The 12,479-nt window shown below is 47.5% G+C and carries 9 protein-coding genes and 1 pseudogene; 1 reads left to right on the top strand and 9 read right to left on the bottom strand.

Annotated elements, in window-relative coordinates; genetic code table 11:
* Positions 1 to 2: 2 nt before the first annotated feature.
* The 5 genes from MKZ04_RS13920 to MKZ04_RS13940 all read right to left on the bottom strand — a co-directional run bounded on the left by MKZ04_RS13920 (position 3) and on the right by MKZ04_RS13940 (position 6,118).
* Positions 3 to 4,013: a metallophosphoesterase gene (locus MKZ04_RS13920; protein WP_341046171.1), complete on the bottom strand. Its 4,011-nt coding sequence runs from the start codon at positions 4,011 to 4,013 to the stop codon at positions 3 to 5.
* Positions 4,014 to 4,110: 97 nt separating this feature from the next.
* Entirely contained in the window at positions 4,111 to 4,470 is a 360-nt protein-coding gene (locus tag MKZ04_RS13925) for a phage holin family protein (RefSeq protein WP_023856370.1), read from the bottom strand.
* Positions 4,467 to 4,667, bottom strand: coding sequence for a PspC domain-containing protein (locus MKZ04_RS13930; RefSeq protein WP_020453083.1), 201 nt, complete (start codon positions 4,665 to 4,667; stop codon positions 4,467 to 4,469). Before MKZ04_RS13930 ends, MKZ04_RS13925 begins: the two co-directional genes overlap by 4 nt.
* A 4-nt stretch (positions 4,668 to 4,671) precedes the next feature.
* Positions 4,672 to 5,766, bottom strand: coding sequence for a DUF4097 family beta strand repeat-containing protein (locus MKZ04_RS13935; RefSeq protein ID WP_020453084.1), 1,095 nt, complete (start codon positions 5,764 to 5,766; stop codon positions 4,672 to 4,674).
* 25 nt (positions 5,767 to 5,791) lie between these two features.
* Positions 5,792 to 6,118: a DUF4870 domain-containing protein gene (locus MKZ04_RS13940; RefSeq protein ID WP_020453085.1), complete on the bottom strand. Its 327-nt coding sequence runs from the start codon at positions 6,116 to 6,118 to the stop codon at positions 5,792 to 5,794.
* A gap of 214 nt (positions 6,119 to 6,332) precedes the next feature.
* Here MKZ04_RS13940 and MKZ04_RS13945 point away from each other — a divergent pair, with 214 nt between their 5' ends.
* Positions 6,333 to 6,563, top strand: coding sequence for a hypothetical protein (locus tag MKZ04_RS13945; RefSeq protein WP_026580162.1), 231 nt, complete (start codon positions 6,333 to 6,335; stop codon positions 6,561 to 6,563).
* Here the strand turns inward: MKZ04_RS13945 and MKZ04_RS13950 are convergent.
* The 4 genes and pseudogenes from MKZ04_RS13950 to MKZ04_RS13965 form a co-directional block, all read right to left on the bottom strand.
* A pseudogene (locus MKZ04_RS13950) lies at positions 6,560 to 6,953 on the bottom strand (VOC family protein). The gene MKZ04_RS13945 and the pseudogene MKZ04_RS13950 overlap by 4 nt on opposite strands.
* A 141-nt stretch (positions 6,954 to 7,094) precedes the next feature.
* Positions 7,095 to 9,968: an excinuclease ABC subunit UvrA gene (gene uvrA, locus MKZ04_RS13955; RefSeq protein WP_341046175.1), complete on the bottom strand. Its 2,874-nt coding sequence runs from the start codon at positions 9,966 to 9,968 to the stop codon at positions 7,095 to 7,097.
* A 7-nt stretch (positions 9,969 to 9,975) separates the two neighbouring features.
* The gene (gene uvrB / locus MKZ04_RS13960) at positions 9,976 to 11,961 is read right to left on the bottom strand and encodes an excinuclease ABC subunit UvrB (protein ID WP_341046177.1); all 1,986 of its coding nucleotides are present in this window, start codon (positions 11,959 to 11,961) and stop codon (positions 9,976 to 9,978) included.
* A gap of 183 nt (positions 11,962 to 12,144) precedes the next feature.
* Complete coding sequence (locus tag MKZ04_RS13965; RefSeq protein WP_020453089.1) at positions 12,145 to 12,378, bottom strand: CsbA family protein; 234 nt, start codon at positions 12,376 to 12,378, stop codon at positions 12,145 to 12,147.
* Positions 12,379 to 12,479: the final 101 nt, after the last annotated feature.

The following is a 12,479-nucleotide window of genomic DNA, read 5'->3' on the forward strand; positions in this document are numbered from 1 at the left end:
CCTTAGGAAAACAAATGCTTTTTACGTTCACAAATGAATACCGCAGCCAGCCAAAAGCCGATTACAGCAATTGGGGGATTTTTCATACCTGACGGCTCAAGTTTCGCTTGCTTTAACTTCATGCCGGCCGGCGGGGGGCTCCCCGACAATTGCCACAGAGCTGAGCCCACCCCGGCGGTTTGATCTATCAAAAAGGATTTCATGCCGTCATCTTTTGTCGTCAATTTCCACATCTGAGATCTGCTTTTGCCGCCGTAATGGTCAGAAGCTGCGGCGTACCAGAAATAGGTTGTGTTCGGCTGTAAATCCTTCCATGTCACTGAAGCCGTCTTTCCGCTTTTCACCGTTTTTGCTTTCCCAATTTCCTTGTTCGAAAAGACATTCAGCTCAAAATAATCGGTTTTAACCTTTTTCTTCCATGGTTTCAGATCCGTTTTGATGTTGAACTCGTCTTTCGGGCCGAATTGGTGCGGATCATAAAAATTATAGTCGTCAAGATATGGCGAATACGTTTTGACATGGATCGTGTCATGCTTCGGATCTACATGAAGAATTCTTAAATAACCTTGGCCTCCTTCAGGACCGCCCTGATAGTCGGCAAGCATTTGATACACCTTGCGATCCGTCTTGCCGTCCCCGTTATCATCAAGCCTGTCGACTTTTAAGTTGGAGCTGTGATAGTGGCCGCTCAACACGGCGATCACATTCGGATTCCGCTTGATGATCTGTTCAAATATTTTCTCCCCGATTGGACTTCTGCTTCCGCTGACAAGCAAAAACTCGTGAAATGACAAAATCGCTTTTCGATCGGGATGGCGTTTCAGAACATCATCTATCCACTGCAGTTCTTTTTTTCCGATACCCCACCCCATCGATACCATGATATAGTCGTTTCCCCCGCTGGAGATGAGATCGTAATGCCCTTTGTTATTCTGATAAGACCCGCCGTAATGCGGTTTTTGTTTAAAACGTCTTTCCCCGAAATACCTGCCGAATTTCAAATAAGACCGGTCTTTATGGCTGACATCGTGATTGCCCGCCAGCACGCCGTATGGAACTTGATGGTCGTCGAGAACTTTCATGAACTGGTCGGCGCGCTTCCATTGCAGCGGCTGATCCGCTTCATCCACAAGATCCCCCGTATGAAAGACGTACTGAATGTTCAGCTTATCCTTTTGTTCGGCGATCCACTTGACCTGACGTTCAAAAATGTGCGGATAGCTTTCCGAATAATATTGCGTATCAGACATCCACACAAATGTATAGTCATTTTGCGAAAGCTGAATTTGATCCTGAATGATGATGCTCGCCTTGGATTGACGGATATAATCGGCAGCTTTTATGCTTCCTTTGAGGGTGAAAGGTTTTTCATCCTTTGCAACATGGAATGTCAGCGTCTCCCACCTCTTGCTCGTCCAATTCCAAGCGAACATGGAGACTTTTCTGCCGGGAAGCGAACTGCCTCGCCACCGCACTTCCACCTTGTCGTTCGGCCCCGTATTTTCATCCACTTTGACATCAAAGCGATGGTACGGAAACTTTGTTGTTGATGACGTTTCAAAACCTTTTCCGTCAGGTGCGGACATGCCGCTGCGCTCTTCTTTTGTAAGCGCCTTTTCCCCTTTGACCGCAAAGCTTTGCGGAGGTTCCGTCCCGCTTTCGTTCGCTGACACGTCAACGTGCTCTTCGTCTTTTACAGTGTACTGAAACCCTTGATGGAATGACACTTTCATCTTATCTTTGGTCGGGTCCTTGACGCGGACGGCCAGCTTAGCTTGTGTGCTGCCGGGGGCATTTTTGACCTGGGAGGGCTTCTCCGGCTTTTCCTCTTTAATATAAAATGCCTTTTTCACGATTGACAGGTTGCCGGCGCTGTCCTCCGCTTTTATTTTCAGTTCGTGCTTTCCCGCATCCAGGCCGGCAGAAGATATAAAATAGGGAAGCGCTATTTTTTTGCCGTCAAGAACGGCTTTTATGCTTTTCACACCGCTCCATTTATCGTGTGCGACCGCATTGATCTCAAACGATCCTTTATACGTCCTGCCGTCTTTTAATGACGTTTTGATCTCAGGGCCTGTATTATCAACCGTCACCCTGCGGATGAGCCTTTCTTCGCCATTCTCCGCTTCAACGATGTGCGGCCCTTCATCCCAGGCCTGTGTATGCCATTGACTGGCAAGCGCTGTAAACTTGGCTTCCGGAATCGAAAAACGGAATTCATACCATTCGCGCGCCCCTGGACCGTCGCCGGCCGGAAGCTCAGCTTTCGGATCGTCGTACTGCTCATCGCGAATGATGGTCCCATCCGCTAAGATAAGACGGGGATTCTTGAGGACAAAATCATCCCTGTTTTCTTCTGCAGATTGTTCAAATGGGGTTGACTTCGTGCCTGAACGAACTTTAATCGCAAACGGCTTTCCTTTTTTAAATTCCTCCGGAGAAACCGGAACCGTAATGGTCGTATACCGGCGGCGCGAATCGTCAAAAACTTTTTGAACCCTTCTGCCGATCGTTACAGCATTTTTAAAATACAGATTTGTTTGATTGACATCGAAGGCAAAGTAGGCTTTTTTTTCAAGCGCTGATTCACCTTTTTTTTGTTCAATTCCGTCAATCCGAATTGTCGTTTCAAAAGGCGGCTTTTCTGCTGTGGCTTTCAACAGCATTTTTCCGGAAACGGTTCCGCCTTCGCTTACATTCAGCCTGAGCCCCTTTAAAATCCGCTGTTCAAGCGGTATCGTTTTCTTTTCAGTCGCCGTAACATTTGATCCATCGCCGGCTCGCATATAGTATTCCACTTTTTCTTTGCCAATGAGCTCGGCAAAATAGATATTGTGGCGGTACAAACCGTCATTGCGGCTTTTTTCAACACGGACTTCAGTAAACGGCTCATCATCATTCATACGGTAGAAAAACTGCGCCTGTTTCACTTGCCGATTGTCTTTCATGTCAGCTAAGAGCTGAATCGTTTCACCCGGTTTGACCGCTTGATGATCCGTCAAATCATGGATCGCCGGCTTTTCTCTGTCAGGCATGACCGTCACCGTCTGTGAAGGAACCTGCGCCTTCAGGAGCGAACCAGGAGACGGTGTTTCTTCCCCGGCCGATATCATTTTCATATGCTTCGTTCCATCCAGCGGATATCGATAAAGAAGCGCTTTATTTTTAGTGACATCAGTTTTATCCGGCTTGCTTTGATAACGGGCAGATGCGACCTCTTCCCCGCTGTTTGTGCAGATAATCACCTCTCTCGGCGCCGTATTCGCCAGGCCGCTCCCTTTGAGAACAGAAAGCGTTTTGCCTTCACGAAGGTGAACACCGTAATGCTGATTGAAGTCATCTTCCGTCAAATGTCCGTTTGAGCGATTTTTCACCCAAAACACGTGTGTTTGACCGGAAGGAATCGCCACATCATCGCGTTCAAAAGGCCAGACGTTGTCTGATTCCTTGCCCTTTTCAGGATGCCTGTATTTCATTTTGTAATTGTTCAGATGAACAGCTTTATTGGTATTGTTATAAACTTCAATAAATTCATAGCCGTCCTTTGCACCGGTGTTTGACGTGTCGACAGCCATTTCCGTGATCAACAGCTCCGGAAGCTTTTGTGTATCCGTACGTACGCCTTTCAGAACGACAGTATACACATCCGTCTTCACAGAGGAACGACCGGCCTGAGCCTCAATGTAATACTGGACTTTGTCGGATGCTATGGATTCGCTTTCCAACTTGGCAATATAGCCATTCTGTTTGCCCGGCTCTACTTCCATCGGAATCCCCCGATACGGCAATTCGGCATGCTGCTTGTAATACAGAATGACCGTGTCGGCGGCCGCCTCCGCGGAAAAATACAAGTCGTCTCCTTTTTTTACTTGTTCAACAGAAGTATGCCTGATGGCCGGTGAACTAAGCTGAATGTGCTCTTTTTCCGCCGCGGACGATATCGGAATCTGTAAGGCAAAAAGTAAAACTGCGGCCAGAAACAAAAGGGTTTGGCGATTTCTGTACTTTTTCATCGTCTACCTCCCTTTCGTATTTTGCCTTTACAGATCATTTTTATGAAAGAGACATCCGTACAAAAAAAAGAAGCCTGATGATTCATCAGACTTCAACTTATTTTTTGGACATCGGTTCGATAATTGCTTTTTGAATGAGCAAGTGGAAAACCGACAGGACGATCGACGCAAAAATGGCTGTCCCAAAGCCGTCCAGGTCAAAACTGTCCCCCATAATGGATGCGGTCATATAAAGAGTAATCGCATTGATGATAAACAAAAATAATCCTAACGTAATCACCGTGACAGGCAGCGTCAAAATCACCAGCACCGGCTTCACAAACATATTTAAGATCGATAAAATCAAGCTTGCCGTGATGGCTGCCCCGATGCTTCTGACGTGAACCGAATCAAAGTAACCGGCAATAACGATTAATAATAAGGCATTGACAAGAACGTTTATGATCCATTTCATCATCTGTCGACGTCCCCTTCATTCGGCACTAGGAATACCCAGACAATATAAATCAGCAGAACGGGAACTCCGGTCGAAAATATAAATAATAGAACCGTAATGATTCTCAGCAATGACGCATCCATATTTAAATACTCAGCAAGACCCCCGACGACCCCGGCAATCTTTCTGTCTGTTTCGGATCGAAATAGCCTTTTCATTGTATCACTCCTGTGTATGGTTTAAATGGATCGATCCTGTCTTCGATTCCAAAAAAACAGTCATGCTATGATCATGATTTTGATTTGCTTTTAGATACATTTCTTTCTGGATTGTCTCGTTTTTTTCTTTTAAAATTTCCGCATCTGACAGATCATGAGACAGAGAACCGAGATTGCTTTTCAGCTCCGCTGTCACAGCGCAGTCCCGGGGAACATTCAGCTCTACGCTTCCAGTCGTTGTTTTCACGTATGCCGTCCGGCAGTGCGGATTTTTGACTGTTGCAGCAATATTACCGTTAAAGCTCTGCAGGTCAAGTGCATCGCATGAACCTTTAAGATCGATCAATCCATTGATGGTTTCCGCTTCAATCTCTCCGCAAGTATGGTCGGCGAGTTTGATTTGCCCATTTGCAGTTTCCAATGAAGCTTTTCCTGCCGTGAGAGCAGAGAACGACAGCACGCCGTTCGTCGTTTTGGCGGACAGCTCTTTTACGTTTAAATGTTCCCCTCTGACCGGGCCGTTAAACAGCTTAAAGCGGATTTTGCCGTACTCTTTGTCCGGTATATAGACGGTAAGGTTGGTCTTCATTGTTTTTTTCTCCGTGCGGATCGTGAACTTATCGCCTTCCACACCGCAGTCGATATGCTGGAGAAAAGCCTGCCTTGCTTCATCCTGATTTTCGGCGCGGTACACTTTTGCCTGACATTCGACTCTGATGTCGGAATCGTTCCATGGTACAAGGTTGACGCTGCCGTTGGCAAGCTGAATATCCAGAGTCGAAAAATCGGAGTCTTTGAACTGGAATATATGCTGAACCTCGAACGAGTGCCCGAAATTCAAATCCAGGTCTGCTTCTTTCACTTTTTTTACAGCGGTATCAATCCATTCGAACAGTTTGGAACCGATTGAAGGCTTCGGTTCTTTTTTCTTTTCGCTGTAGAAGTCTTCCGCATCAATGACATTTTCAGACAGAGCTGTCACTTTGCTTTCCGTTTCCCTATAGTCTTCTTCAAGTTTTTCGATCAGGATCAGCGCCTCTTTCGCAGACAGTTTTCCTTCCTCGACCAATTTTAAAATTCGCTCTTTCTCATGCTTCATGAAAAGCTCCCCCGTTCTCCTTCTTTTAGGCCTGAGTCAGCATTTTAATCCCTTGAACAACGTTCCAGACCACAATAATCAAGCTGATGATCCCGAAAAAAACAAAACCTCCGACCATGAAAATGACCGCCAAATAACCGCCGTCATTAAAGATAAGCGAACCGCTGATCGCGCCTGCTGCCAATATGACTACGCTTATAAACGGAATAATATGCGAAATAAGCGAACGCATCGCATGCTTTTTCGTTTCTTGATCATCTGTTATAAAATACGCAGCGATTGGCAAAATAAGCGGGGCAAAAAAAACGCTAAAATAACAAATTGCAGAAATCAGTGCGTTGTTTCTCGTCATGCAAAACACTCCTTATCGAGGTAAAGCGTTCTTGTGAGTCTAATGTACAGTGACCTTATACTCAGTTTACGTGTATCTTGGCCTTTAGGTTTCATTTTCATTCGATCGGCGTGCGTCAAACTTCGCGAATTGATTTTTTTAGATTTTATGAATAGATTCTTTTTTTATAACCCTTTAAAATATGTGGCAAAGCCAAAGAAAAGGAGCGAGCGTTATGAAACAGAAATCGGAAGTACACGCCTCATCCGCCTCCCAGCTTCTTAGTCTGATTCAGGAACAAAAAAGGATGAATCAGGAGATCGTGAACCGATTGGAAGCGATCAACTCCGCTCCTCCGCTTTCCAGCGAAATCCGCTATTTAAAGGTTCTGCTGAACAGCAGCAGCACCCACATTTTAAACAGTATGATTGAAGCGGCCAAACACATCAGCCGAACTGAGCGTTAAACGTTCTCACGAAGTTCGTTTGATATTTCAACCAGATTTCCGTCGGGATCTCTGATATACACCGAAACGATCGGTCCTTCAGCGCCCGTCCGCTCTGCGGGGCCTTCTTCAATCTGAATGGACAGCCCTTCCAGATGACGGATCACATCATCAATGCCTGTATTTGTGATGAAACACAGGTCCAGGGAGCCGGGCACCGGGTGCTGTGCCTTCGGCTCAAATTCTTTTCCGGCCTCGTGGAGATTTATTTTTTGCCTGCCGAATGTCAGCGCTTTTCTTCCTTCTCTAAAAGTGACCGCATCCATCCCCAACACACGGCTGTAAAATTCGCATGTCGCCTTCAATGTCTTTGACCGTCAGGACCAGATGATCAATCCGATCGATCTTCATCACCCCATCCCCCTTTATGGTTTGTTTTTTACGTTATAACAGCTATTGAATAAAAGAGCAATGAAAATCTTTTGAACAAAGCTTGCCGCTGATCATTCGGCCATTGAAAAAGCTGCCGACGTGAGATCGGCAGCATGTTATTTACGGTCTGACAGCTTCTTTTTCCTGAAGCCGCTTTTTCATTCTGTTTTTGTCGCGTTCAATGATCGGTTTTAAATAATGGCCGGTATATGACCCTTCAAGTTTCATGACTTCTTCGGGCGGTCCGGAGGCCACGATCGTCCCCCCGCCGTCTCCTCCTTCAGGGCCCAAATCGATCAAATAATCAGCTGCTTTTATAATATCGAGATTGTGTTCGATTACAAGCACGGTATCTCCGTTATCGACCAGGCGCTGCAGAACAGCCAAAAGCCTTGCGATATCATCGACATGCAGTCCTGTCGTCGGCTCGTCCAAGATATAGAGGGATCTTCCCGTTGAACGGCGATGAAGTTCAGATGCCAATTTGACCCGCTGCGCTTCTCCCCCAGAAAGCGTTGTAGCCGGCTGTCCGAGCGTAATATAGCCAAGCCCGACATCATAGAGGGTCTGCAGCTTGCGCTTGATTTTCGGGATGTTCTCAAAAAATTGAACGGCATTTTCGACCGTCATCTCAAGCACGTCAGAAATGTTTTTACCTTTGTATGTGACCTGAAGCGTTTCACGGTTGTATCTCTTTCCGTGGCAAACCTCACAAGGAACGTATACATCGGGCAGGAAGTGCATCTCGATTTTGATAATTCCGTCGCCTTTGCAGGCTTCACAGCGCCCGCCTTTGACGTTAAAGCTGAAGCGCCCTTTTTTGTATCCTCTGACTTTCGCTTCATTCGTCTGGGCAAACACGTCACGGATGTCATCGAACACGCCGGTATATGTGGCCGGGTTTGACCTCGGCGTCCGGCCGATCGGAGACTGGTCGATGTCGATCACTTTATCGAGGTGTTCGATTCCTTTTATTTCTTTGTACTCTCCCGGTTTTGCCTTCGCCCGATGCAGCTTCTGAGCCAGCGTTTTGTGAAGAATTTCATTGACGAGTGTGCTTTTCCCTGATCCCGATACCCCGGTGACAGCTGTGAACACGCCGAGCGGAAACTTCACGGAAACATTTTTCAAGTTGTTTTCCTTTGCGCCTTTGACCTCGATAAAACGGTTGTCAGGCTTCCTTCTCTCGGCAGGAAGAGGAATGAATTTTTTCCCTGAGAGGTACTGCCCTGTCAGCGATTGATCATCGTTCATCACTTCTTCCGGTGTTCCGGCAGAGATCACTTCTCCCCCGTGTACGCCCGCGCCGGGTCCGATATCAATTAAATAGTCGGCGGCAAGCATCGTGTCCTCGTCATGCTCGACGACGATCAAGGTGTTTCCGATATCCCTCATGTTTTTGAGCGTATCAATCAGGCGGTCATTATCGCGCTGATGAAGACCGATTGACGGCTCATCAAGAATGTAGAGGACACCGGTCAGCCTTGAGCCGATTTGCGTTGCAAGCCTGATCCGCTGCGCTTCTCCTCCCGACAGAGTGCCGGCTGCGCGGCTGAGCGTCAAATAGTCAAGCCCGACATTGTTCAAAAACCCAAGGCGCTCTTCAATCTCCCGCAAAATGAGGTTGGCGATCTTCATGTCTTTTTCCGAAAGTTCAAGTTCACGGAAAAATTGAAGGGCGTTAGAAACCGACATTTCGGTTATCTTACCGATGTGAAGGCCGTTTATCAGCACGGCGAGGGATTCCTTTTTCAGACGATAGCCTTTGCATGAAGGGCACGGCTGATTGGCCATGTATTTTTCCATCAGTTCCCGAACGTAATCAGAGCTCGTTTCTTTATAGCGCCTTTCGATATTGCGGATGACGCCTTCGAACTCAATGTAGTTTTCCCGGACCTGTCCGAAGTCGTTTTCATATCTGAAATAAATCTGCTCGTCTCCGCTGCCGTAAAGGATTTTTTCAAGCTGGTGCTTCGGCAGCTCCCCGACCGGAACATCCATATCGATTCCATAATGGCTGCATACCGCTTCAAGCAGCTTCGGATAATACTGGGAGCTTTGCGGTTCCCAAGGTGCAATCGCATTCTCCTTTAGCGACAGCTCATCGTTTGGAATGACGAGCTCTACATCGACTTCCAGCTTGGACCCGAGGCCGTCGCAGCTTGGACACGCGCCGAACGGGCTGTTGAAAGAGAACATTCTCGGCTCCAGTTCACCGATTGAAAAACCGCAGTGCGGGCAGGCATGATGTTCGCTGAAAAGCAGCTCTTCCTGTCCGATCACATCGATGATCACGCGGCCTTCACCGAGGCGGAGCGCCGTTTCGAGCGAGTCTGTGAGACGAGCTGTTACCCCTTCTTTTATAACGATACGGTCGACGACGACTTCAATCGAATGCTTTTTATTCTTTTCGAGCTCGATGTCTTCTGAGAGATCGTTCATTTCGCCGTCGATCCGGACTCTCACATAGCCTTGTTTTCTGATTTGGTCGAGCACTTTCACGTGCGAACCTTTTCTTCCCGAGACGATCGGCGCGAGCACCTGGATCTTCGTGCGCTCGGGATATTCCAAAATTCTGTCCGTCATCTGTTCGATCGTTTGCGAGGTAATTTCAATCCCGTGAACCGGGCAGACCGGCTTTCCGATTCTGGCAAACAGCAGCCGGAGATAATCATAGATTTCCGTCACCGTTCCGACTGTCGACCGGGGGTTCCGGCTCGTCGTTTTCTGATCGATGCTGATCGCCGGCGACAGGCCTTCGATCGCATCGACGTCGGGTTTGTCCATCTGTCCTAAAAACTGGCGGGCATATGCGGAGAGAGACTCGACATAGCGCCGTTGCCCCTCTGCATATATCGTATCGAACGCAAGGGATGATTTCCCTGATCCCGAAAGACCTGTCAGCACGACAAGCTGGTCCCTCGGAATAGAGACATCGATATTTTTCAGGTTGTGGGCCCTTGCACCTTTCACCTCAATTCGTTTCGTTGCCATTCTCCATTCATCCTTCCGATTTTAACTCTAGGAGCAAGTCGCGAAGCTCAGCGGCACGTTCAAAGTCAAGCGCTTTTGCGGCTTCCTTCATGTCGTTTTCCATTTGAGCGATCACTTTTTCCCGCTCTTTCTTCGTCATCTTCGAAAGCTTCGGCTCCTCTTTTGCTTGATATTCTTCCTGTTCTTCAGCAGCATGAGTTGCCCGGATGACGTCCCTGATCTTTTTGTTGATCGTTTTCGGCGTAATGCCGTGTTTATCATTATAGGCCTCCTGCTGTTCGCGGCGGCGCTTCGTTTCATTGATTGCGATTTCCATTGAGTTGGTGATTTTGTCGGCATACATGATCACGCGGCCTTCGGCATTTCTGGCGGCGCGGCCGATTGTTTGAATGAGCGAACGCTCAGACCGCAAAAAGCCTTCTTTGTCTGCGTCAAGGATGGCGACAAGTGAAACCTCCGGAATATCGAGTCCTTCCCTCAGCAGGTTGATGCCGATGAGAACGTCATGCTTGCCGAGGCGAAGGTCGCGGATGATCTCGATCCGCTCCAGCGTTTTAATCTCGGAATGCAGGTACGTGACCTTGATTCCGATTTCTTTCAGATAATCCGTCAAATCCTCGGACATTTTTTTCGTCAGCGTAGTGACGAGGACGCGTTCATTCCGCTCGATTCTCTGCTGGATTTCGCCGATCAGATCATCGATCTGCCCTTCAATCGGCCTTACCTCAATGATCGGATCGAGCAGCCCCGTCGGCCGGATGATCTGCTCTACCATTTCAGGCGTATGCTCAAGTTCATAAGGGCCCGGCGTAGCCGACACATACACGATGTTGTGAATGTGCTTTTCAAACTCTTCAAACCTGAGCGGACGGTTATCCAAAGCGGAAGGGAGCCTGAATCCGTGATCGACGAGAACCTGTTTCCTCGCCTGGTCTCCGTTGTACATTCCTCTGATCTGCGGCATGGTGACATGCGACTCGTCTATGACCATCAGGAAATCGTCCGGAAAGTAATCGAGCAGCGTATATGGAGTCGAACCTGCCGGACGAAGCGTCAAATGCCTTGAATAGTTTTCGATGCCCGAGCAAAAACCCATTTCGCGCATCATTTCCAAATCGTATCTCGTCCGCTGTTCCAGACGCTGGGCTTCAAGGAGCTTGCCTTCTTCACGAAGCGCATTAAGGCGCTCTTCCAGCTCCTCTTCAATGTTTATGATCGCTTTCTTCATCTTTTCTTCCCGCGTGACGAAGTGGGAAGCCGGGAAGATCGCGACGTGTTCCCTCTCCCCTAAAATTTCGCCTGTCAGGGCATCTACTTCCCTGATTCGTTCGATTTCGTCCCCGAAAAATTCAACCCGGATGCAGTGCTCATCCCTTGAAGCCGGGAAAATCTCGACGACATCGCCGCGCACCCTGAATGTTCCGCGCTGAAAGTCGATATCATTCCGCGCATATTGGATGTCAACGAGCTTTCTGAGCAGCTCATTTCGCTCGATTTCCATTTCCGCTCTGAGCGAGAGCACCAGTTCCCTGTATTCCTCCGGGGAACCCAAGCCGTAAATACAAGAAACACTCGCCACAATGATGACATCTTTGCGTTCAAAAAGAGCAGACGTGGCAGAGTGCCTTAATTTATCAATCTCATCGTTAATGCTGGCATCTTTTTCGATAAATGTATCAGTCTGAGGCACGTAAGCTTCAGGCTGGTAATAGTCATAATAGCTGACAAAATATTCAACTGCGTTGTTTGGGAAAAATTCCTTAAACTCGCTGTACAGCTGTCCGGCGAGCGTTTTGTTGTGGGCGATGACGAGAGTCGGTTTGTTGACTTCTTTAATCACGTTTGACATCGTAAACGTCTTTCCTGTACCGGTCGCCCCCAAAAGCGTCTGATGCTTTCTGCCTTCATTGATTCCTTTGACAAGCTGATCAATCGCTCTCGGCTGATCCCCCTGGGGCTGATAATTCGAGACTAATTCAAAGCGGTCTTTCACAAAAAAGCCTCCGTTTCTTTACGAAATCTTCCTGCTTATTATTTTAACACACCCGAAGTAAAAATACGAACTAAAGTTCGGTTTCTGTGTTTTCCCACAAAAGCCGGCCCTTCCTGATCTATCAAAAAACCCCTCCTTTTTGTCATCAAAAGCAGGGCTTTACGGCAATCATTCTTACGATTTCTATGAGTCTTCCTTCTTTTCGCCCGCCTTTTTCGCCGCATAGAGCGAACCGGCCACGAGCGAGACAATATCAAGTCCTACAATAAAAAAGGTTTCCGTATAACCTTTTAAATATGAAGCGAACAACAGCGCTGCGGTCAGCGCAATCCCGACGTAATGGTTATAGGTCACCCTTGTAAAAAACAAGACAAGCAAGAAAGGAAATATCAGTGCAAAAACGGCTTTTGTAAACACAAAAACCCTCCTCACGTTTCTTGATCTTATTCGATTATATTAAAGAACAAAGAAACGGACAAACATGGACACTCATTCATTTTGTCCATTATCATGCCGCG

This window comes from Bacillus sp. FSL W7-1354, from assembly GCF_038002405.1.
Classification (GTDB): Bacteria; Bacillota; Bacilli; order Bacillales; family Bacillaceae; genus Bacillus; species Bacillus paralicheniformis.